We start from the raw sequence: 22,169 nt of genomic DNA on the forward strand, positions 1-22,169 counted from the left end.
CCGAAGTGGCACCACGCCCAGAGGACTACGCCGGGCCTTGGGCATACCGCGGGTGGTGTACGGCGTCGGGCCCGGCGGGGGCGTGGTTTCCCGTGGGAGAAGTCTCAGTGGTTGCGCGGGAAGCCCAGGTCCACGCCCGCCGGGGCGTCGGCCGGGTCCGGCCAGCGGGTGGTGACGACCTTGCCGCGGGTGTAGAAGTGGGTGCCGTCGTTGCCGTAGATGTGGTGGTCGCCGAAGAGCGAGTCCTTCCAGCCGCCGAAGGAGTGGTAGCCGACGGGGACCGGGATCGGGACGTTCACGCCGACCATGCCGGCCTCGACCTCCAGCTGGAAGCGGCGGGCCGCGCCGCCGTCCCGGGTGAAGATCGCCGTGCCGTTGCCGAACGGTGAGGCGTTGACGATGTCCAGGGCCTCCTCGTAGGTCTCGGTGCGCAGCACGCACAGGACCGGGCCGAAGATCTCGTCCTGGTAGGCCTTCGCCGACGTGGGCACCTTGTCGAGGAGCGAGATGCCGATCCAGTGGCCGTCCTCGAAGCCGTCGACGCAGTAGCCGGTGCCGTCCAGGACGACCTCGCAGCCCTCGGCCGCCGCGCCCTCGACGTACGACGCCACCTTGTCGCGGTGGACCTTGGTGATGAGCGGGCCCATCTCGGACGCCGGGTCGTCGCCGGGGCCGATCTTGATCTTCTCGGCGCGCTCGCGGATCTTCTCCACCAGCTCGTCGCCGATCGAGCCGACCGCCACGACCGCGGAGATGGCCATGCAGCGCTCGCCCGCGGAGCCGTAGGCGGCGGACACGGCGGCGTCAGCCGCCGCGTCCAGGTCGGCGTCCGGCAGGACCAGCATGTGGTTCTTGGCGCCGCCGAGCGCCTGGACGCGCTTGCCGTTGGCGGAGGCCGTGGTGTGGATGTAGCGGGCGATGGGGGTCGAGCCCACGAAGGAGACGGCCTTGACGTCCGGGTGCTCCAGGAGGCGGTCGACGGCCACCTTGTCGCCGTGGACGACGTTGAAGACGCCGTCCGGCAGGCCCGCCTCGGCGAGCAGCCCGGCGATCCTGAGGGACGCCGACGGGTCCTTCTCGGACGGCTTGAGCACGAAGGTGTTGCCGCACGCGATGGCCATGGGGAACATCCACATCGGCACCATCGCCGGGAAGTTGAACGGCGTGATGCCGGCGACCACGCCGAGCGGCTGGCGGAGGGACGAGACGTCGACGCGGCTCGCCACCTGCGTGGACAGCTCGCCCTTCAGCTGCACGCTGATGCCGCAGGCCAGGTCGACGATCTCCAGGCCGCGGGCGACCTCGCCGAGGGCGTCGGAGTGCACCTTGCCGTGCTCGGCGGTGATCAGCTCGGCGATCTCGTCGCGGTGCGCGTCGAGCAGCGCCCGGAACCGGAAGAGGATCGAGGTCCGCTGGGCCAGCGAGGACTGGCCCCAGGTGGCGTACGCCTCCTTGGCGGCGGCGACCGCCGCGTCCACCTCCTCGACCGAGGCGAACGCGACCTTCGTCGTCACCGCGCCGGTCGCCGGGTTGGTCACCGGCCCGTACGTGCCCGAGGCGCCTTCGACGGTCCTGCCGCCGATCCAGTGGTTGACGATCTTCGTCATGACAGGGTCACTCCAGTCACATCTTTCACAGAGGACGGCGCCGGGTGGAGACGTGCCGTTCGTACAGCTCACGTGCCTTGACCGCGGACGGTCGTGTCGCGGTCTCGGCCACGGGTACATCCCACCAGGCCTGCGCGGGAGGCGCGCCCGACACTGTGTCTGCCGTTCGGGTCTCCACGTAGACACATGTGGGGGTGTCGGCGGTCCGGGCCTCGGCGAGGGCCTCCCGCAGGTCCCGTACGGTCTTCGCGCGCAGCACGCGCATGCCGAGGCTGGCCGCGTTGGCGGCGAGGTCGACGGGCAGCGGCGGCCCGGCGTACGCGCCGTCCCCGGACGGGAAGCGGTAGGCGGTGCCGAACCGCTCGCCGCCCACCGTCTCCGACAGACCGCCGATGGACGCGTAGCCGTGGTTCTGGATGATCAGGACCTTGATCGCGACGCCTTCCTGCACGGCCGTCACGATCTCCGTCGGCATCATCAGGTACGTGCCGTCGCCGACCAGCGCCCACACGGGACGGTCGGGAGCGGCCATCTTCACGCCGATGGCGGCCGGGATCTCGTAGCCCATGCAGGAGTAGCCGTACTCCAGGTGGTACTGGTCGCGGGACCGCGTCCGCCACATCTTGTGCAGGTCGCCGGGGAGGGAGCCGGCGGCGTTGACGAGGATGTCCGACTCGTCGACCAGGGCGTCCAGGGCGCCGAGGACCTGCGGCTGGGTCGGGCGGGTGTCCGGCTCGTCGACCTCGTAGCAGGCGTCGACGCGCTGCTCCCAGCGCTCCTTGTCCTCGGTGTACTCGGTGGCGTACGAGGGCGCGACCCGGTGGCCGTGCATCTGCAGCCTCTCGGTCAGCTCCTCCAGGCCGGTGCGGGCGTCCGCGACCAGGGGCTGCCCGGCGAGCTTGTGGCCGTCGAAGGCGGCGATGTTGAGGTTGAGGAACCGCACGTCCGGGTTGCTGAACAGGGTGCCGGAGGCGGTGGTGAAGTCGGTGTAGCGGGTGCCGACGCCGATCACCAGGTCGGCGGTGCGGGCGAGTTCGTCCGCCGTCGCCGTGCCGGTGTGGCCGATGCCGCCGACGTCCTGGGGGTGGTCGTGGCGCAGGGAGCCCTTGCCGGCCTGAGTGGAGGCGACCGGGATACCGGTCGCCCCGGCGAACTCGGCGAGGGCCTCCTCGGCGCGGCTGTGGTGGACGCCGCCGCCCGCGACGACCAGGGGGCGCCGGGCGGCCCGGATCATGTGCACGGCCTCGGCGAGTTCCCCGGGGTCGGCACCGGGCCGCCGTACGGTCCAGACGCGCTCGGCGAAGAACTCCTCGGGCCAGTCGTACGCCTCGGCCTGCACGTCCTGGGGCAGGGCGAGGGTGACGGCGCCGGTCTCGACGGGGTCGGTGAGCACGCGCATCGCGCTCAGGGCCGACGGGACCAGGGCCTCGGGGCGGGTGATCCGGTCGAAGTACCTCGACACCGGGCGCAGGCAGTCGTTGACCGACACGTCACCCGCGTAGGGCACTTCGAGCTGCTGCAGGACCGGGTCGGCGGGGCGGGTGGCGAAGATGTCGCCGGGCAGGAGCAGGACCGGCAGGTGGTTGATGGTCGCGAGGGCGGCGCCGGTGACGAGGTTGGTGGCGCCCGGGCCGATGGAGGTCGTCACCGCGTGCGTGGACAGGCGGCCCGACTGGCGGGCGTAGCCGACCGCCGCGTGCACCATGGCCTGTTCGTTGCGGCCCTGGTGGTAGGGCATCTCCGCGGTGTGTTCCAGGAGCGCCTGGCCGAGGCCGGCGACGTTGCCGTGGCCGAGGATGCCCCAGGTGGCGCCGATGAGCCGCTGCCGTACGCCGTCGCGTTCGGTGTACTGGGCGGCGAGGAAGCGGACGAGGGCCTGTGCGACGGTCAGCCGGGTCGTCATCGGTATCCCCCTGTGCTTTCCATGTGGGACGGACGGAAACGGATCCACCTCTGCCGTACGGCTCCGCCGCGCCGTGCGACTCGACAGCGCACGCCGGGAGCCTCGGCGTGCCCGGTTCCGGACGCGGGGCCGTCGGGCGCGGCGCGGTGGCGGTCCCCCGGTGAGGGCCCGGGGGGGCACTGCACCTGCCCCCCGGCCGGATGAGGCGGTTTCGTCGGGGACCTCCGGCGCGGGGCCGTAGCGGGCGGGGAGTTGTCGCTCGCACTTCGCTCCTGCCAAAGCAAAGCGGCCTCCCGCGCCGGAGGCGTTCTGGGCCCGGGTCTCACGGGGCGCGTACGCGACGTCGGTGACCGACGCGAACGCGCTCTCCCCGCCCGGGCGGTGGAACTCTTCGTCTTCGACCCGCACGCCGCACGCGCCCGTCGGGGGCGGCACGATGCCCCGGACGTGGTGCACGCCGGTCGTGGTGCCCCGCGGGACGTACGGCTCACTGGTCATGCCACGGCCCTCACAGCAGTCCTACGGCGGTGTCCACGGCGGCGGCCACGTCGCCGTCCGCCGGATACAGCAGTGAGCGGCCCACCACCAGCCCGCACACGGTGGGCAGTTGGAGGGCGCCACGCCACTTCTCGTACGCCCCGGCCTGCTCCTCGGCGGACTCCCCCACCTCCCCGCCCAGCAGGACGGCGGGCAGCGTGGAGGTCGCCATGACCTCCGCCATGTCGTCGGGGTTGTCGGTGACCGGCACCTTCAGCCAGGTGTAGGCCGAACTGCCGCCGAGGCCCGAGGCGATCGCGATCGACTTGGTGACGGCCTCGGCGGAGAGGTCGTTGCGCAGCCGGCCCGTCGCGTCGCGGCGGGAGAGGAACGGCTCGACGAAGACGGGGAGCCCCCGGGCCGCCATGGCGTCGATGGTCCGGGCGGTGGACTCCAGGGTGGTGAGGGAGCCCGGGTCGTCGTAGTCGATGCGCAGGAGCAGCTTGCCGGCGTCGAAGCCCAGGCGCTCGAGGTCCTCGGGGCGGTGGCCGGTGAAGCGGTCGTCGAGTTCGAAGCTCGCGCCCTGGAGGCCGCCGCGGTTCATGGAGCCCAGGACGACCTTGCCGTCGAGGGCGCCGAGCAGGAGCAGGTCGTCGAGGATGTCGGCGGTGGCGAGGACACCGTCGACACCCGGCCGGGACAGGGCCAGGCAGAGGCGTTCGAGGAGGTCGGCGCGGTTGGCCATGGCGAGGCTGCGGCCGCCCGCGCCGAGGGCGCCGCGGGCCGGGTGGTCGGCGGCGACGATCATCAGGCGACCGCTCGGGTTCAGCAGCGGCCGGCGGGGGCGGCGGGCGGCGGCCTCGGCGATCGCCTCCGGGCGGCGGCTGCGCAGGCGGACGAGTTCGCAGACGTCGACGGTCACTGGACGGCCCCCGCGGTGACGGCCGCCTCGATCTCGTCCGGGGTGGGCATCGCGGAGGAGCACTCCAGGCGGGAGGCGACGATGGCACCGGCGGCGTTGGCGTGCCGCATGGTCTTCTCCAGGTCCCAGCCGGCCAGCAGGCCGTGGACGAGACAGCCGCCGAAGGCGTCCCCGGCGCCGAGGCCGTTGAGGACGTTCACGGGCAGCGGCGGGACCTCGGCGCTCTCGCCCTCGCGGTTGACCGCCAGGACGCCCTTCGGGCCCTGCTTGACGACGGCCAGCTCGACACCGGCGTCCAGGAGGGCCCGGGCGGCGGCGTGGGGTTCGCGCACACCGGTGGCGACCTCCACCTCGTCGAGGTTGCCGACGGCGACGGTGGTGTGGCGCAGGGCCTCCCGGTAGAAGGGGCGGGCCGCGTCGGGCCCGCGGCGGGAGCCGCTGATGTCACGGGTCCAGAACATCGGGCGCCAGTCGAGGTCGAAGACCGTCGCGCCGGCCTTGGCTCGGTGGGCGAGGGCCGCGAGGGTCGCCGTACGGCTCGGTTCCTCGCTCAGGCCCGTGCCCGTGACCCAGAGGACGCGGGTGTCACCGATGGCGTCCAGGTCGAGCTCGTGGGCGTCGATCTCCAGGTCGGGGGCCTTGGGCTGCCGGTAGAAGTACAGCGGGAAGTCGTCCGGCGGGAAGACCTCGCAGAAGGTGACCGGGGTGGGCAGGCCGGGGACCGGGGTGACCCAGCGGTCGTCCACGCCGAAGCCCTTCAGGGCCTCGTGCAGGTAGGTGCCGAAGGGGTCGTCGCCCGTGCGGGTGATCACCGCCGTCCGCCGTCCGAGGCGGGCCGCGGCGACCGCGACGTTGCTCGCCGAACCGCCGAGGAACTTGCCGAAGGACGTGACCTGCGGCAGCGGGACGCCCGTCTGGAGCGGATACAGATCCACTCCGATCCGCCCCATGGTGATCAGGTCGTAGACCATCGGCTTCCCCTCGATGCTCGGCTCTCCCCGGCTTTGTAGCCCCCTTCCCGAAGCCCTGTCAATGCTTTGTCCGGACATTCGGACCAGATCATGACAGCGCTTTCGTGGTGACCTGGTCCGCGCCCTTCTCTTCCGTAGTCTTCGACCCCGAGGCCCGCTCCGCCTCCCCAGACGACTGCCGCGCGATCTCGTTCTCACGGTTCGGCGACCGCCGGACGACGCAGGACCGGGCTCGGGTGCCGCGTCAAGGCGCCTCGCCGAAGCCCCGGCGCGCGCCTTTGCTCCGGCTGTGTCACAAACGCACCCGTCCTGTCACGCATGTCGCCGGTCCGCGGGCCTTCCGTCACACCCGGCGCACAGGGCCTGTCCCGTGTCACGGAGCGTCGTTGAACGGACACAGGCTTGTTGATCGCCAGCGCGACGCCCGGCTCCCCCTGACGGCCCCTCCCGGCCGCCGCCGCGGTGCGCGCGGGGAGGTGCACGTCATGACCGACAGAAGGCTCTGGTCCTACAAGGAGATCGCGGCGCACATCAGGGTGCAGCCGGACACCGTGCGGTCCTACCGCAAGCACGGGCTGCTGCCCCCGCCCGACCATGTGGAGAGCGGCAAGCCCTTCTGGTACGCCGACACCGTCCGGGCGTGGGTCGCCTCCCGGCCCGGCAATCGCGGCCGAAGAGCCGATTGATCCTCACCGTGCCCGCCTCGTGCCCCGCCGTCGTGTGGGGCACGATCGCCTCCGGGCGCCGCGTCCGGGACGCCCGGTCGTCGTCCGGCCGCTCAACCACGGTTCGATGACGGTCGAGCCCGCGCCCGGTGCCGTTCCCGCCGCCGTCAGCGCGTCGGGGACCTCGTCCAGCCGGATCCTGGACGTCACCCGCAGGTCGGGGCGCAGTACGCCGCGTCCGGGGCCGCTGGGGGGGCGCGATGCCCCGGACGGTCGGCACCCCGGGGGACGCCAGCTGTCCCGTCCGAGGAAGGGGCGTCGCGGATCCGATACCCCCTAGGGGTACAGTGGCTGTATGCGGACCCCACAGGTCCCCATCGCCCCGCATGCCTCGACGAGGAGTATCGACATGACCGCCCAGACCGACACCACGGGCCCCGTCACCACCGTCTTCAAGGTGAGCGGCATGAGCTGCGGACACTGCGAGGGCGCCGTCTCCGGCGAGATCTCCCAGATCTCCGGCGTCAGCTCGGTGACGGCCGTCGCCTCGACCGGCGAGGTCACCGTCGTCTCCGCGGCCCCGCTGGACGACGAGGCCGTACGCGCCGCCGTCGACGAGGCCGGTTTCGAACTGGCCGGCCGGGCCTGAGCCACCCGGGTCCGGCGACCGGCCAGGTATGGAGGACGCCGGCTCCCGGCACTCGTACCCGCGTACGGGCCGTACGGCACACCGTCCCGGCCCGTACGGCCCGTTCCGCCTCCCGGGCGCCCCGCACCTCCTGGAGTAGTACATGAACAGCACCACCACCGCCCAGGCGCCGGCCGGCCGTGAGCCCGCGGCCGCCGAGGTCGAGCTGCTCATCGGCGGGATGACCTGCGCCTCCTGCGCGGCCCGGGTCGAGAAGAAGCTCAACCGCATGGACGGCGTCACCGCCACGGTGAACTACGCGACGGAGAAGGCCCGGGTCACCTACCGCGAGGGCACCGAGGTCGCCGACCTGATCGCGACGGTGGTGAAGACCGGGTACACCGCCGAGGAGCCCGCACCCCCGCGGGAGGAGGGGCCCGCCGTCGAGGAGGCGGACCCCGAGCTGTCGGCCCTGCGCCTGCGTCTCGTCGTCTCCGCCGCCCTCGCCGTCCCGGTCGTCCTGCTGGCGATGGTCCCGGCTCTGCAGTTCGACAACTGGCAGTGGCTCTCGCTCACCCTCGCCGCCCCGGTGATGGTCTGGGGCGGGCTGCCGTTCCACCGCGCGGCCTGGACGAACGCCCGGCACGGCGCCGCCACCATGGACACGCTGGTCTCCCTCGGCACCCTGGCCGCGTTCGGCTGGTCCCTGTGGGCGCTGTTCCTCGGCGACGCGGGCATGCCGGGCATGCGGCACCCGTTCGAGCTCACGGTCTCGCGCGGCGACGGCGACTCCTCGATCTACCTGGAGGTCGCCTCCGGCGTCACGGCGTTCATCCTGCTGGGCCGCTATCTGGAGGCCCGCTCCAAGCGCCGTGCGGGCGCCGCGCTCAGGGCGCTGATGGAGCTGGGCGCCAAGGACGTCGCCGTGCTGCGGGACGGGCGCGAGGTGCGGATCCCGGCGCAGCGGCTGGCCGTCGGCGACCGGTTCGTCGTACGGCCCGGCGAGAAGATCGCCACCGACGGCACGGTCGTCGAGGGCGCCTCCGCGGTGGACGCCTCGATGCTGACCGGTGAGTCGGTCCCGGTGGACGTGACGGCCGGGGACACGGTCACCGGCGCGACGGTCAACGCGGGCGGCCGGCTCGTCGTCGAGGCCACCCGGGTCGGCGCCGACACGCAGCTCGCGCGGATGGCGAAGCTGGTGGAGGACGCGCAGAACGGCAAGGCCGAGGTGCAGCGGCTCGCCGACCGGATCTCCGGGATCTTCGTGCCGGTGGTGCTGCTGATCGCGGCCGCCACGGCCGGGGTGTGGCTCGGCCTGACCGGTGACAGCGTCGCCGCGTTCACCGCGGCCGTCGCCGTCCTGATCATCGCCTGCCCGTGCGCCCTGGGCCTGGCCACCCCCACCGCGCTGATGGTCGGCACGGGGCGCGGTGCCCAGCTCGGCATCCTCATCAAGGGCCCGGAGGTCCTGGAGTCCACGCGCCGGATCGACACGGTCGTCCTGGACAAGACCGGCACCGTCACCACCGGCCGGATGGTCCTCCAGGAGGTCCACGTCGCCGAGGGCACCGACGAGAAGGAGGCGCTGCGGCTCGCGGGCGCCGTCGAGTACGCCTCCGAGCACCCCGTGGCCCGTGCGATCGCCCTGGGCGCCGAGGAGAGGGCCGGGCGGCTCCCGGAGGCCGAGGCGTTCGAGAACGTCCCCGGGCGGGGCGTACGCGGGCGCGTGGAGGGCCGTGAGGTCGCCGTGGGACGGCTCTTCGACGACGTGCCGCCGGAGCTGGCCCGCGCGCGGGACGAGGCCGAGCGGGCCGGTCGTACGGCTGTCCTGGCCGGCTGGGACGGGACGGCACGGGCCGTGCTCGCCGTGGCGGACGCGGTCAAGGAGACCAGCGCCGAGGCGGTGCGCGAACTGCGCGCGCTGGGACTCGTGCCGGTACTTCTGACCGGGGACAACCGGGCGGTGGCCGAGACCGTGGCCGAGACCGTGGGGATCGATGAGGTGATCGCGGAGGTCCTGCCCGAGGACAAGGTCGACGCCGTCCGGCGGCTCCAGGCCGAGGGGCGGGTCGTCGCCATGGTGGGCGACGGCGTCAACGACGCGGCCGCGCTCGCCACCGCCGATCTGGGCCTGGCCATGGGCACCGGCACGGACGCGGCGATCGAGGCGGGCGACCTCACGCTGGTCCGTGGCGACCTGCGGGTGGCCGCGGACGCGATCCGGCTCTCGCGCCGCACGCTGGCCACGATCAAGGGCAACCTCGTGTGGGCCTTCGGCTACAACGTGGCGGCCCTGCCGCTGGCCGCCGCGGGGCTGCTCAATCCCATGATCGCGGGGGCCGCGATGGCCTTCTCGTCGGTCTTCGTCGTCACGAACAGCCTCCGGCTGCGGACATTTCGGTGAAGTACCCCTAATTCACCCTGACTTCAGCCCTAAGTTCACGGCGAACCTGATATGAGCCCCTCTGGAGTCCGGAGCCCGACTCACATAAGCTCTTCACAAGGCGCTCGCATCATCCTTACGCTTGGGTCTCGGGCGGCATTTCCGTGCTCTTGCGTATCTGACGGACATGCGCAAGAGACGCAGATCACAGTGATGTGAACGTAACCATCGAAGGGGTTCGAAGGTCTAAGTTGACGGTGTCGGGGAGCGTCTTGGGGGGCGCCACCTGACATCTGGAGATGTCTTGGGGGACTTCTCCGGAGATATGCGTTGCCGGGGCACGTACACCGGGAAGCTTTGAGCGGCCCTCCCGGGCGTGCGCTGTCCCGGCAGACCGCACACCACAGCAGTACGGCGAGTTCTGCTCGTTGTGCTCACAGCGATTCAGGCGCTGTCCTCACAGACGCCCGGCCGGATCCCGTGGGGGGAATCCGTACCGGGACTGGGAAGGCGCCCTGGCCGTCGGCCCGTGGGGGGACCGGCGGCAGGGCGCCTTCTTTTATGCCTCTGAAGGGATACCTCTGAGCTTTGCCCCTGAGGTTCTCGCCTCTCAGGTTTTTACCTCTCAAGCCCGCTCGCCCCGCACGCACGCGAGCCCCCGCACCCGCACAGCGGCGGATACGGGGGCCCAGGGGTGCTGCGCCTCAGCGCTCCTCGACGGGAACGAAGTCGCGCTCGACGACGCCCGTGTAGATCTGGCGCGGGCGGCCGATGCGGGAACCCGGCTCCTTGATCATCTCGTGCCACTGGGCGATCCAGCCCGGCAGCCGGCCGAGGGCGAACAGGACCGTGAACATCTCGGTCGGGAAGCCCATGGCCCGGTAGATCAGGCCCGTGTAGAAGTCGACGTTCGGGTAGAGGCTGCGCGAGACGAAGTAGTCGTCGGAGAGCGCGTGCTCCTCCAGCTTCAGCGCGATGTCCAGCAGCTCGTCGGACTTGCCGAGGGCCGACAGCACGTCGTGCGCGGCAGCCTTGATGATCTTGGCGCGCGGGTCGAAGTTCTTGTAGACCCGGTGGCCGAAGCCCATCAGGCGGACGCCGTCCTCCTTGTTCTTCACCTTGCGGATGAAGGAGTCGACGTCACCGCCGGAGTCGCGGATGCCCTCCAGCATCTCCAGCACGGACTGGTTGGCGCCGCCGTGCAGCGGGCCCCACAGCGCGTTGATACCGGCGGAGATCGAGGCGAACATGTTCGCCTGCGAGGAGCCGACCAGGCGGACCGTGGAGGTCGAGCAGTTCTGCTCGTGGTCCGCGTGCAGGATCAGCAGCTTGTCGAGCGCGGAGACCACGGTCGGGTCCGGCTCGTACTCCTGCGCCGGGACCGAGAAGGTCATGCGGAGGAAGTTCTCGACGTAGCCGAGGTCGTTGCGCGGGTAGACGAACGGGTGACCGATCGACTTCTTGTACGCGTACGCCGCGATCGTCGGGAGCTTGGCGAGCAGGCGGATGGTGGAGAGGTTGCGCTGGCGCTCGTCGAACGGGTTGTGGCTGTCCTGGTAGAACGTGGACAGCGCCGAGACGACCGAGGACAGCATGGCCATCGGGTGGGCGTCACGCGGGAAGCCCTTGTAGAAGTTCTTGACGTCCTCGTGCAGCAGGGTGTGCTGCGTGATGTCGTTCTTGAACGTCGAGAGCTCCTCGACCGTCGGCAGCTCGCCGTTGATCAGCAGGTAGGCGACCTCCAGGAAGGTGGAGCGCTCGGCCAGCTGTTCGATCGGGTACCCGCGATACCGCAGGATGCCCGCTTCGCCGTCCAGGTAGGTAATGGCGGATTTGTACGCGGCGGTGTTGCCGTAACCGCTGTCCAGCGTCACCAGACCGGTCTGGGCGCGGAGCTTTCCGATGTCGAAGCCCTTGTCACCGACGGTGCTGTCGATCACCGGGTAGGTGTACTCGCCGTCGCCGTACCGCAGTACTACAGAGTTGTCGCTCACGTCTTCCCTCACCGACGTTGTGCCTCATCTTCGAGGTGCCCTGACTGTCTCTACCATCCCCCACTTGGCTCAGGAGAGTGCACTCGGGGTCGACCATCGGGCCTATCGACGGCACTGAGTGCCGCCAACTTGCTCATCCTGCCCCCTGTGTTCCCCTTCTGGAAGAGCCTTGTGACCTTCACGACGCATTTGATCGATCATTTTTCGCTGAACCGAGCCGGAAGTCGAGTGCCGTGCACCTCCGGCCCGCCGACACCGTGCGCACCGCCTGGCCGATCGCCCTGCGCGAACCGACCAGGACGACCAGCCGTTTGGCCCGGGTGACGGCCGTGTAGAGCAGGTTGCGCTGGAGCATCATCCAGGCGCCCGTGGTGACCGGGATGACGACCGCCGGGTACTCACTGCCCTGGGAGCGGTGGATCGTCACGGCGTACGCGTGGGCCAGCTCGTCGAGCTCGTCGAACTCGTACGGGACCTCCTCGTCCTCGTCCGTGAGCACCGTCAGGCGCTGGTCGACCGGGTCGAGCGAGGTCACCACGCCCACCGTGCCGTTGAAGACCCCGTTCTCGCCCTTCTCGTAGTTGTTGCGAATCTGGGTGACCTTGTCGCCGACCCGGAAAACCCGTCCACCGAATCTCTTCTCGGGTACGTCGGGGCGGCCCGGGGTGACGGCCTGCTGGAGCAGGCCGTTCAGCGTGCCCGCGCCCGCCGGGCCGCGGTGCATGGGGGCGAGCACCTGGACGTCCCGGCGCGGGTCCAGCCCGAACTTGGCCGGAATCCGGCGCGCCGCCACGTCCACGGTGAGCCGGCCGGCTTCCTCCGTGTCGTCCTCGACGAAGAGGAAGAAGTCCTTCATGCCGTCGGTGAGGGGGTGTTGGCCGGCGTTGATCCGGTGGGCGTTCGTCACCACGCCCGACTGCTGGGCCTGCCGGAAGACCCGGGTGAGGCGGACGGCGGGGATCGGGCCGCCGTCGGCCAGGAGGTCCCGCAGGACCTCGCCCGCGCCGACGCTGGGCAACTGGTCGACGTCCCCGACGAACAGCAGATGCGCCCCCGGCGGAACGGCCTTCACCAGCTTGTTGGCGAGGAGCAGGTCGAGCATGGACGCCTCGTCGACCACCACCAGGTCGGCGTCCAGCGGACGGTCCCGGTCGTAGGCCGCGTCGCCGCCGGGCCTCAGCTCCAGCAGGCGGTGGACCGTGGAGGCCTCGGCGCCGGTGAGCTCGGACAGGCGCTTGGCGGCCCGGCCGGTCGGGGCGGCGAGGACGACCTTCGCCTTCTTGGCGCGGGCCAGCTCCACGATCGAGCGGACCGTGAAGGACTTGCCGCAGCCGGGGCCGCCGGTGAGGACGGCGACCTTCTCGGTCAGCGCCAGCTTGACGGCGGCCTCCTGCTCGGGAGCGAGTTCGGCTCCCGTACGCCCCTTCAGCCAGCTCAGCGCCTTGTCCCAGGCGACGGCCCCGAAGCCGGGCATCCGGTCCTCGCCGGTGTGCAGGAGGCGCAGCAGCTGGGCGGAGAGGGAGAGTTCGGCGCGGTGGAAGGGGACGAGGTAGATGGCGGTGACGGGCTCCCCGCCGTCGGGGCCCGGCACCTTCTCCCGCACGACGCCGGGGTCCTCGCCGTCCTGCGGGGGCTCGGCCAGCTCGGCGAGGCACTCGATGACCAGGCCGGTGTCGACCTGGAGGAGCTTCACGGCGTCCTTGATCAGCTGCTCCTCGGGGAGGAAGCAGTGGCCCTGGTCGGTGGACTGCGACAGCGCGTACTGCAGGCCCGCCTTGACGCGCTCGGGGCTGTCGTGCGGGATGCCGACGGACTGGGCGATCTTGTCGGCGGTGAGGAAGCCGATGCCCCAGACGTCGGCGGCGAGACGGTAGGGCTGGTTCTTCACGACGGAGATGGAGGCGTCGCCGTACTTCTTGTAGATGCGCACCGCGATGGACGTGGAGACCTCGACGGTCTGGAGGAAGAGCATGACCTCCTTGATGGCCTTCTGCTCCTCCCAGGCGTCGGCGATCTTCTTGGTCCGCTTGGGGCCGAGCCCGGGGACCTCGATGAGCCGCTTGGGCTCCTCCTCGATGACCTGGAGCGTGTCCAGGCCGAAGTGCTGCGTGATGCGGTCGGCGAAGACCGGGCCGATGCCCTTGACCAGACCCGAGCCGAGGTAGCGGCGGATGCCCTGCACGGTGGCCGGGAGGACCGTCGTGTAGTTCTCCACGTGGAACTGCTTCCCGTACTGCGGATGGGAGCCCCAGCGGCCCTCCATGCGCAGGGACTCGCCGACCTGGGCGCCGAGCAGCGCGCCGACGACCGTGAGGAGGTCGCCGCCGCCTCGGCCGATGTCGACCCGGGCGACCGTGTAGCCGTTCTCCTCGTTGGCGTACGTGATGCGCTCGAGCACGCCTTCCAGCGTGGCCAGTCGCCGCTCGCCCGCCTGGGCGGCCCCCGCCTGATCGGTCATGATCCGACGGTACCGCCCGGGTACGACAGCGAAGCCCCGAGCGCACCACGGACGGCCCTCGCGCAAAGCGACCGATCAGTATGCGCACAGGGGCTCACCTTTCACGGTGAATTCACAGAAAGGCCGGAAGCTTTACAGTTCAAGCATCCGGTGCGTCCCTTTTGGGATTCTTTCCCGTGGGAAGATCCAGGGATTCATTCCACGGGGGGCGGACTCGATTCCGGAGCGACCGTGATGCCCGTGCCTCCCCCACGCCCGAACGCCCCTCGGCGCCTGTGCACCACTGGAGCGCTGCTCGTCGGCCTGTGCGCCGTCGGCACGTTGACGCTGCTCGTGAAGGCGCCGACCCTGTCCGGGGAGCACGCGATCGTGGCTCCGGGGCCGTCCGCGCCGGACGAGGACACCCCCGGCTCTCCCCCTGTGGGCCGCACCCCCATGCCGGAATCGCGCCCCCGTCCGAGCCCGGGACCGGGTTGATTCCGCCCCGCCCCGTGCATTCACCCCGACCCGGATCACGACGAGGAACGATGTCGCCCCAGGCCCAGAGCGTCGCCCTGTGGATCATGTCCCTGGCCATCAACATCACGGCGGCGTGCGCGGGCATCGTGTGGGGCTGGGAGGCCTTCGCGCAGTTCCTGCTGCCGGCGTTCGGGTCGGTGGTGGGGGCGTCGTTGGTGAGTTACAGCTTGCGGCGGTGAGATTCCCCCCGTGTGGCGGTGTCAGCCCTTGATGTGGCCCTCCTTCACGGCGGCCACGAACGCGGTCCAGCCTCCGGCCGAGAAGAGCAGGGCCGGGCCGTCGGTGCTCTTGCTGTCGCGGACGGGGACGTCGGGGTGGTTGCGGGCGACTTCGAGGCACTCCCCTTGATCTCCGCCGCTGTAGCTGGATTTGTACCAGTCGGCGCTGCCGTTCTCAGTGGTGACCATGTGCGTGTTCCTCCGCTGCCGCTCTGACGAGGGCAAGTGACTTCTGCTGCGCCAACGCATCGCTCAGGGCCAGAGCGTAAGCGGTTTGACTGGCGCTCACCAGAGCCGGATCGTCCATCAGGTTCCCGGTCTGAAAGCCCTCGACGTAGGCCACCGGGGCCGAGTCCTCGAACGTCATGAGCGTGAGCAGACTCTGCATGAGTGCGTGTGCCCCCACGCCATAGGGAAGGACGTGCAACCGCAGTCGTCCCGCCTCGGCCATGTCTGCGATCTTGTGCAACTGCTCTGCCATGACCTGCGGGCCGCCGACACAGCGCCGCAGGACCGCCTCATCGAGCAGGGTCCAGACCACAGGCCGCCCCGGTCCGTCGAGGATTTGTCGGCGCTTCGTTCGGATGACAACGAGCTCGTCAAGTTCCTCGGTCGTGTGGTTCGGTCGGTACGCACGGAAAAGCGCGCGTGCATAGCCTTCGGTCTGGAGCACTCCGGGTACCAGCGAGAGCGCGAACTGCTGGATGAGCACCGCCAGTTGCTCCAGCTCGGCCACCGCCGCGAAGTGGTCGGTGTATTTCGACTCCAGATCCTCCAGCCACCGCGCGAAGAAGCCGTCCGTCCCGAGCGCCCGGTCGATCCGCTGCGCGTCCTCCGGCTTCGGAAGGCGCCTCCCGGCCTCGAAGTGACTGATCAGTGTGGGCGAGCACACGACCTGGTCGCCCAGTTCCTCCTGGGTGAGGCGGGATGCCGATCGCCTCAGCCTCAGCTCCTCCCCGTACTTCTCCCGGAGCGTTCGAGGCGTACGACGTTCGTCCATGCGGCCAACTCCCTTTCTTGACAGACGCGATGTCAAGCTCCAGCCCCTGGCAGCGTAGCCACCACCGACCCCACTCTGTGAGTGCTTCACCACAGAACGCAGTCACCACTGGTCGGAAGACGGACAGACATGACAGACCTCATCGCCCGAGCCCTCGAACCACTCCTCCGCGTCCTGTTCCCCCCACGCGGCCGACGACGGCTGCCCCCGGAGCGGCCCCCGTGCCCGTACTGCCGCGACGGCGTCAACGGCGCGGTCGGCCGCCGCCCGGAGGAGCGCCTGCTGCGCGGCGAGGACAAACGACTGGTCCGGCCGTATCTGTCGACGGGGGCGAGCGCATGACCGCCGGATGGTCCGGGCGTCTCCTGCCGTGGACCAGCCCGGAAGGAAAGCCCTGCTACCTCGTCGGTGACGGGACGGGCTACGTCTCGCGGCTGGCCGACGAGATCGAGGACGTACACCTCGGCATGGCTGACGACCTCCTCGGCCACGCCGCCGAACTCCTCGCGCAGCGCCGCGCGTCGAGTGCGGAACTGCGCTACCTGGCCCTGCGGCTCACCGAGTGCCTGCGGGACGTCAAACGGGTCGCGGACAGCAGAGGGGCGCGCCTGTCCTGCGCGAAAGACCGCCGTCATCCGGGAGGAGCCTGACGGCCTGCGCGCACCGGCGGCGCGCTCGCCGTCAGGCCCTCCGTCTGCCCGGCTGTCGCATGACGCGACCCGTTACCAGGGCGGCAACCACACCGTGGCGGCCGCCAGGCTTGCCCGTACCGCCCTCATCGCGGACTCGCCGACCGGCAGCGCGCTCCTCATTTCCTCCAGAACAGGTGGTGCGTCACCCCGCTCGGGCTCGGCACCACATCGCGGTGGAAGCGGTCGAGCAGTTCCTCGGGGGACTCCCACAGCCGCGACCCGGCGCCGAGCACCAAGCCGGGCGAGACCGCCACGTGCAGGGTGTCCACGAGGTCGGCGTCGAGGAACTGCCGGATCGTGGACGCCCCGCCGCCGAGCCGGACGTCCTTGCCCCCGGCCGCCTTGCGGGCCTGGTCGAGGACATCCGCCGGATCGCCCCCGACGAAGTGGAATGTGGTGTCGGAGAGCGTGAACGAAGGGCGCTCGTGGTGGGTCATGACGAACACCGGCGTGTGGAACGGCGGCTCGTCGCCCCACCAGCCCTTCCACTCGTGGTCCTGCCAGGGGCCGCGCTGCGGACCGAACTTGTTGCGGCCCATGATCTCGGCACCGATGTCGTGCGTGAAGTCACGCAGGAGGTAGTCGTCGAGACCGCGGCTCCCGCCGGGGTCGGTGCGGTGGGGCCAGCTCGCCGTGGCAACGGCCCAGGCCATCATCTGCCCCGGGTCGGCGTGGCCGAAGGGCCTCTCCAGGCTCTGGTGCTCTCCGGCGCCGAATCCGTCGCTCGAGACGGTGAAGTTCTGCACGCGCAGCAGCTGGGTCATGGCGCTCCTCCTGTGGTCGACGAAGTGTGGACCGCCCGGGCGGGCGAAACTCATCGGCACCGGCCCCGGTAGTTCCCCCGCCTCCCCCGGCCTGCGCCACAACGTGGTCGACCACCCTCCGTTCCGGGTCGCCGCCGTCATACCTCCTCCGCTCCGGCCCGCCAGGGGCCTCTGAAGCCCCCTCGCGGAATCCCTCGTCTCTCCACCCTGGATCGCCGGGCCGCGCCCCGCGAGATCACGATCCGGTCAAGAGGTGCCCTTGGGGTCTTGATTTACCGGCGTGTAATCGATTCCATCCACCCGTCGATGTAATCGATTCCACAAGCACTCCCCGAGTCATCGGCGGGCGCTCACACGACTGATCCACAAGGAGGTGGAGCGGCGGTGGCCAGTATCAAGGACGTCGCTGCCGAGGCCGGCGTCTCCGTCGCCACGGTCTCGCGCGTCCTGAACGACCACCCGTCGGTCAGCGCCGACGCACGCACCCGTGTGCTGGCCGCCGTCGAGACCCTGGGCTACCGCCCGAACGCCGTCGCCCGCTCCCTGCGCACCGACCAGACCCACACCCTCGGCCTGGTCATCAGCGACGTGCTCAACCCGTACTTCACCGAACTGGCCCGCTCGGTGGAGGAGGAGGCCCGCGCGCTCGGCTACAGCGTGATCATCGGCAACGCCGACGAGCGGCCCGACCTCCAGGACCACCACGTACGGAACCTGCTGGACCGCCGGATCGACGGCCTGCTGGTCTCCCCCACCGACGGCGGCTCGCCGCTGATGCTGGACGCCGCGCGGGCGGGGACGCCCATGGTGTTCGTGGACCGGTGGATCCCGGGCGTGGACGTGCCGGTCGTCCGGGCGGACGGGCGGGCCGCCATCCGGGACCTCGTGGCGCATCTGCACGGGCTCGGGCACCGGCGGCTCGCGATCATCGCGGGTCCGGCGGCGACCACGACCGGCCAGGAGCGCGTGAGGGCCTTCCGGGAGGCCCTCGGCGCGTACGGGCTCGACCTGCCCGACGCCTACACAGGGCAGGGCGACTTCCAGGTCGAGAGCGGCCGCCGGGTCACCGAGGGGTTCCTCGCCCTGGCCGAGCCGCCCGAGGTCGTGTTCGCGGCCGACAACCTGATGGCGCTCGGCGCGCTGGACGCCGTACGCGCGCGTGGCCTGCGCGTGCCGGACGATCTCGCGCTGGCCGCGTTCGACGACATCCGGTGGTTCGTGCACACCGATCCGCCGATCACCGCGATCGCCCAGCCCACGGGCGAGCTGGGCCGGGCCGCCGTACGGGCCCTGGTCGACCGCATCGAGGGACGGCCGGGCGAGTCCGTCACCCTCCCCGCCCGGCTCGTCGTACGCCGCTCGTGCGGCGAGAACCCCACCCCAGTGCAAAGGAGCACGTCGTGAGCAACCCGGACGAGTTGCTGCGCATCGAGGGCATACGCAAGACCTTCCCGGGCGTGGTGGCGCTGGACAGCGTCGACTTCGACCTGCGCCGGGGCGAGGTGCACGTGCTGCTCGGTGAGAACGGCGCGGGCAAGAGCACCCTCATCAAGATGCTCTCCGGCGCCTACACCCCCGACGCCGGGCGGATCCTGGTCGGCGGTGAGGAGACGCGCATCCAGGGTGCGCAGGACTCCGAGCGGCTCGGGATCGCCACCATCTACCAGGAGTTCAACCTCGTACCCGACCTGACGGTCGCCGAGAACATCTTCCTGGGGAGGCAGCCGCGCCGGTTCGGGATGATCGACCGGAAGCGGATGGAGGCGGACGCCGAGGTCCTCCTCGCGCGGGTGGGCGTGAACGTGTCGCCCCGCGCGCGGGTCCGCGAACTCGGCATCGCCCGCCTGCAGATGGTCGAGATCGCCAAGGCGCTCAGCCTCGACGCGCGCGTGCTGATCATGGACGAGCCGACGGCCGTACTCACCTCCGAGGAGGTCGAGAAGCTCTTCGCGATCGTGCGCAGGCTGCGCGAGGAGGGCGTCGGGATCGTCTTCATCACGCACCACCTGGAGGAGATCGCCGCCCTGGGAGACCGGGTGACGGTCATCCGGGACGGCAGGAGCGTCGGGCAGGTCCCGGCCGCCACGCCCGAGGACGAGCTCGTACGGCTCATGGTCGGGCGGTCGATCGAGCAGCAGTACCCGCGCGAGCGGGGTGACCGGGGTGCCGCGCTGCTGTCCGTCGAGGGGCTCACCCGGGACGGCGTCTTCCACGACGTCAGCTTCGAGGTGCGCGCCGGTGAGGTCGTCGGCATCGCGGGGCTGGTCGGGGCCGGGCGTACGGAGGTCGTACGGGCGGTCTTCGGGGCCGACGCGTACGACAAGGGCACCGTGAAGGTGTCCGGCACCGCGATCGCCAAGGACGACGTCGGCGCGGCGATGACCGCGGGCATCGGCCTCATCCCCGAGGACCGCAAGGGCCAGGGCCTGGTGCTGGACGCGTCGGTCGAGGAGAACCTCGGGCTGGTGACGCTGCGGTCGGCCACGCGCGCGGGGCTCGTCGACCTCAAGGGCCAGCGCGAGGCGGCCGCGCGGATCGCGCGGCAGCTCGGCGTGCGGATGGCGGGCCTGGAGCAGCACGTGCGCACGCTCTCCGGCGGCAACCAGCAGAAGGTCGTCATCGGCAAGTGGCTGCTCGCCGACACCAAGGTGCTGATCCTCGACGAGCCGACCCGCGGCATCGACGTCGGCGCCAAGGTCGAGATCTACCAGCTCGTCAACGAACTCACCGCCGCCGGCGCGGCCGTCCTGATGATCTCCAGCGACCTGCCCGAGGTGCTCGGCATGAGCGACCGGGTGCTGGTGATGGCGCAGGGCCGGATCGCCGGTGAACTCTCCGCCGACGAGGCGACCCAGGACGCCGTGATGGCACTCGCCGTCAGCAGTCCCAGCAGTCCCAGCACCCCCACGACAGCGACAACGACCGAGACCGGAACGGAGGCCTCCCGTGGCCACTGACACGCTCAAGAGCACGACGGGCGCGGGTGACGCCTCGGGAGGCCTGCGCCGCCTCCTGCTCGACAACGGCGCGCTCACCGCGCTCATCGTCCTCGTCATCGCGATGTCGGCCCTGTCGGGCGACTTCCTGACGACGGACAACCTCCTCAACGTCGGTGTGCAGGCGGCCGTGACGGCCGTCCTCGCCTTCGGCGTGACCTTCGTGATCGTCTCCGCGGGCATCGACCTGTCGGTCGGCTCGGTCGCCGCGCTCTCGGCCACGGTGCTCGCGTGGAGCGCCACCTCGGCGGGTGTCCCCGTGTTCCTCGCCGTCCTCCTCGCCATAGCGACCGGTATCGCGTGCGGCCTGGTCAACGGCATCCTGATCTCCTACGGCAAACTCCCGCCGTTCATCGCCACCCTGGCCATGCTGTCCGTGGCCCGCGGCCTGTCCCTCGTGATCTCCGAGGGCTCCCCGATCGCCTTCCCCGACTCCGTCTCCCACCTCGGGGACACGCTCGGCGGCTGGCTCCCGGTGCCGGTCCTGGTGATGATCGTGATGGGCCTGATCGCCGCCTTCGTCCTCGGCCGGACGTACATCGGCCGCTCGATGTACGCGATCGGCGGCAACGAGGAGGCCGCGCGGCTGTCCGGGCTGCGCGTGAAGAGGCAGAAGCTCGCGATCTACGCCTTCTCGGGCGTCTTCGCCGCCGTCGCCGGTGTCGTCCTCGCCGCCCGGCTGTCCTCCGCGCAGCCGCAGGCCGCCGAAGGCTACGAGCTGGACGCGATCGCCGCGGTCGTCATCGGCGGCGCCTCCCTCGCGGGCGGTACGGGCAAGGCGTCCGGCACGCTGATCGGCGCCCTGATCCTGGCCGTGCTGCGCAACGGGCTGAACCTGCTGAACGTCTCCGCGTTCTGGCAGCAGGTCGTCATCGGTGTCGTCATCGCGCTGGCCGTGCTGTTCGACACGCTGCGGCGCAAGGCCGGGGCGACCCCGGTGGCCGGTGCTTCTTCAGGAGGCAAGGGCAAGCAGGCCGCGACGTACGGGCTCGCGGCCGTCGTCACCGTCGCCATCGTCGGCGCCACGTCCTTCCTGCACAACGGCTCCTCCACCGCGAGCACCCCGAAGATGGGCCTGTCGCTGTCCACGCTCAACAACCCCTTCTTCGTGCAGATCCGCGCGGGCGCCCAGGCCGAGGCGAAGAAGCTGGGCGTGGACCTCACCGTCACGGACGCCCAGAACGACGCCTCCCAGCAGGCCAACCAGCTGCAGAACTTCACCAGTTCCGGGCTCGGCGCGATCATCGTCAACCCGGTCGACTCGGACGCGGCGAGCAACTCGGTGAACGCGGCGGACCAGGCGGAGATCCCGGTCATCGCGGTGGACCGGGGCGTCAACGAGGCTCCGGTGGACGCCCTCGTCGCCTCCGACAACGTCGCCGGCGGTGAACTCGCCGCCAAGACCATCGCCGACAAGCTCGGCGGCACGGGCAAGATCGTGATCCTGCAGGGTCAGGCGGGCACCTCCGCCGCCCGCGAGCGCGCCCAGGGCTTCGCGAACGGCCTCAAGGCCTTCCCGGGCATCCAGGTCGTGGCCCAGCAGCCCGCCGACTTCGACCGCACCAAGGGCCTCGACGTGATGTCGAACCTGCTCCAGGCGCACCCGGACGTCCAGGGCGTCATCGCCGCCAACGACGAGATGGCGCTCGGCGCGATCAAGGCGCTGGGTTCCAAGGCCGGCAAGTCGGTCTCCGTGGTCGGCTTCGACGGCACGCCGGACGGGCTCAAGGCGGTCGAGGGCGGCACGCTGTACGCGTCCGTGGCGCAGCAGCCGTCCCAGCTCGGGAAGATCGCCGTGGACAACGCCCTGAAGGCACTCCAGGGCAAGAAGATCGAGGAGACGGTGAAGGTGCCGGTGAAGGTGGTCACCAAGGAGAACGTGGCCGGCTTCAGCGGCTGACATCGGGGAACGGCGGGCGGTCACACGACGTGACCGCCCGCCCATGTCACTCACGTGGGGAGACAACTC

18 protein-coding genes and 1 pseudogene are annotated in these 22,169 nt (G+C 70.9%); 9 read left to right on the forward strand and 10 right to left on the reverse strand.

Annotated features, from left to right (window positions below):
• Positions 1-104: 104 nt before the first annotated feature.
• The 5 genes and pseudogenes from mmsA to iolC form a co-directional block, all read right to left on the reverse strand.
• A complete protein-coding gene (gene mmsA / locus ACZ5TL_RS09145; protein ID WP_468588742.1) occupies positions 105-1,607 on the reverse strand; it encodes a CoA-acylating methylmalonate-semialdehyde dehydrogenase in 1,503 nt (500 codons plus the stop codon).
• Positions 1,608-1,632: 25 nt separating this feature from the next.
• Positions 1,633-3,510, reverse strand: a complete 1,878-nt coding sequence (iolD, locus tag ACZ5TL_RS09150) for a 3D-(3,5/4)-trihydroxycyclohexane-1,2-dione acylhydrolase (decyclizing) (protein WP_468589000.1) — start codon at positions 3,508-3,510, stop codon at positions 1,633-1,635.
• 216 nt (positions 3,511-3,726) lie between these two features.
• A pseudogene (locus ACZ5TL_RS09155) lies at positions 3,727-4,008 on the reverse strand (5-deoxy-glucuronate isomerase); the annotation flags it as partial.
• Between the two features lie 10 nt (positions 4,009-4,018).
• Complete coding sequence (locus ACZ5TL_RS09160) at positions 4,019-4,909, reverse strand: Cgl0159 family (beta/alpha)8-fold protein (protein ID WP_468588743.1); 891 nt, start codon at positions 4,907-4,909, stop codon at positions 4,019-4,021.
• Positions 4,906-5,880, reverse strand: a complete 975-nt coding sequence (iolC, locus tag ACZ5TL_RS09165; protein WP_468588744.1) for a 5-dehydro-2-deoxygluconokinase — start codon at positions 5,878-5,880, stop codon at positions 4,906-4,908. Before iolC ends, ACZ5TL_RS09160 begins: the two co-directional genes overlap by 4 nt.
• 485 nt (positions 5,881-6,365) lie before the next feature.
• Here iolC and ACZ5TL_RS09170 point away from each other — a divergent pair, with 485 nt between their 5' ends.
• The 3 genes from ACZ5TL_RS09170 (at position 6,366) to ACZ5TL_RS09180 (ending at position 9,580) form a co-directional block, all read left to right on the forward strand.
• Entirely contained in the window at positions 6,366-6,566 is a 201-nt protein-coding gene (locus tag ACZ5TL_RS09170; RefSeq protein ID WP_468588745.1) for a helix-turn-helix transcriptional regulator, read from the forward strand.
• Between the two features lie 388 nt (positions 6,567-6,954).
• Positions 6,955-7,194 (forward strand): heavy-metal-associated domain-containing protein, encoded by a 240-nt coding sequence (locus tag ACZ5TL_RS09175; protein WP_468588746.1) that lies wholly within the window; start codon positions 6,955-6,957, stop codon positions 7,192-7,194.
• 142 nt (positions 7,195-7,336) lie between these two features.
• Complete coding sequence (locus ACZ5TL_RS09180) at positions 7,337-9,580, forward strand: heavy metal translocating P-type ATPase (protein WP_468588747.1); 2,244 nt, start codon at positions 7,337-7,339, stop codon at positions 9,578-9,580.
• A gap of 683 nt (positions 9,581-10,263) precedes the next feature.
• Here ACZ5TL_RS09180 and ACZ5TL_RS09185 read toward each other — a convergent pair.
• Together ACZ5TL_RS09185 and recD2 are read right to left on the reverse strand one after the other, a co-directional pair.
• Positions 10,264-11,553: a citrate synthase gene (locus tag ACZ5TL_RS09185; protein ID WP_468588748.1), complete on the reverse strand. Its 1,290-nt coding sequence runs from the start codon at positions 11,551-11,553 to the stop codon at positions 10,264-10,266.
• Positions 11,554-11,731: 178 nt separating this feature from the next.
• A complete protein-coding gene (recD2, locus tag ACZ5TL_RS09190) occupies positions 11,732-14,011 on the reverse strand; it encodes an SF1B family DNA helicase RecD2 (RefSeq protein ID WP_468588749.1) in 2,280 nt (759 codons plus the stop codon).
• Positions 14,012-14,538: 527 nt separating this feature from the next.
• On the opposite strand from recD2, the gene ACZ5TL_RS09195 reads away from it, so the two are divergent.
• Positions 14,539-14,709 (forward strand): hypothetical protein, encoded by a 171-nt coding sequence (locus tag ACZ5TL_RS09195; RefSeq protein WP_382494143.1) that lies wholly within the window; start codon positions 14,539-14,541, stop codon positions 14,707-14,709.
• A 21-nt stretch (positions 14,710-14,730) separates the two neighbouring features.
• Here ACZ5TL_RS09195 and ACZ5TL_RS09200 read toward each other — a convergent pair whose 3' ends face one another.
• Positions 14,731-14,937 carry a DUF397 domain-containing protein gene (locus ACZ5TL_RS09200; RefSeq protein WP_468588750.1) on the reverse strand — a complete coding sequence of 69 codons (207 nt, stop codon included), beginning with the start codon at positions 14,935-14,937 and terminating at the stop codon, positions 14,731-14,733.
• Positions 14,924-15,748, reverse strand: a complete 825-nt coding sequence (locus tag ACZ5TL_RS09205; protein WP_468588751.1) for a helix-turn-helix domain-containing protein — start codon at positions 15,746-15,748, stop codon at positions 14,924-14,926. Before ACZ5TL_RS09205 ends, ACZ5TL_RS09200 begins: the two co-directional genes overlap by 14 nt.
• 129 nt (positions 15,749-15,877) lie before the next feature.
• Between ACZ5TL_RS09205 and ACZ5TL_RS09210 the strand changes: the two genes are divergently transcribed.
• Positions 15,878-16,090: a hypothetical protein gene (locus ACZ5TL_RS09210; protein WP_468588752.1), complete on the forward strand. Its 213-nt coding sequence runs from the start codon at positions 15,878-15,880 to the stop codon at positions 16,088-16,090.
• The gene (locus ACZ5TL_RS09215; protein ID WP_468588753.1) at positions 16,087-16,398 is read left to right on the forward strand and encodes a hypothetical protein; all 312 of its coding nucleotides are present in this window, start codon (positions 16,087-16,089) and stop codon (positions 16,396-16,398) included. The genes ACZ5TL_RS09210 and ACZ5TL_RS09215 overlap by 4 nt, the downstream gene beginning before the upstream one ends.
• Positions 16,399-16,556: 158 nt before the next feature.
• On the opposite strand, the gene ACZ5TL_RS09220 is transcribed toward ACZ5TL_RS09215, so the two are convergent.
• Complete coding sequence (locus ACZ5TL_RS09220; protein ID WP_468588754.1) at positions 16,557-17,204, reverse strand: dihydrofolate reductase family protein; 648 nt, start codon at positions 17,202-17,204, stop codon at positions 16,557-16,559.
• Between the two features lie 384 nt (positions 17,205-17,588).
• Between ACZ5TL_RS09220 and ACZ5TL_RS09225 the strand changes: the two genes are divergently transcribed.
• The 3 genes from ACZ5TL_RS09225 to ACZ5TL_RS09235 are packed head-to-tail and all read left to right on the forward strand — an operon-like array spanning position 17,589 to position 22,100.
• Positions 17,589-18,608 (forward strand): LacI family DNA-binding transcriptional regulator, encoded by a 1,020-nt coding sequence (locus ACZ5TL_RS09225; protein WP_468588755.1) that lies wholly within the window; start codon positions 17,589-17,591, stop codon positions 18,606-18,608.
• A complete protein-coding gene (locus ACZ5TL_RS09230) occupies positions 18,605-20,161 on the forward strand; it encodes a sugar ABC transporter ATP-binding protein (protein ID WP_468588756.1) in 1,557 nt (518 codons plus the stop codon). Before ACZ5TL_RS09225 ends, ACZ5TL_RS09230 begins: the two co-directional genes overlap by 4 nt.
• Positions 20,151-22,100, forward strand: a complete 1,950-nt coding sequence (locus ACZ5TL_RS09235; RefSeq protein WP_468588757.1) for an ABC transporter permease/substrate-binding protein — start codon at positions 20,151-20,153, stop codon at positions 22,098-22,100. The genes ACZ5TL_RS09230 and ACZ5TL_RS09235 overlap by 11 nt, the downstream gene beginning before the upstream one ends.
• The last annotated feature ends 69 nt before the right edge of the window (positions 22,101-22,169 follow it).

This window comes from Streptomyces sp. NPDC033136 (genome assembly GCF_055578235.1).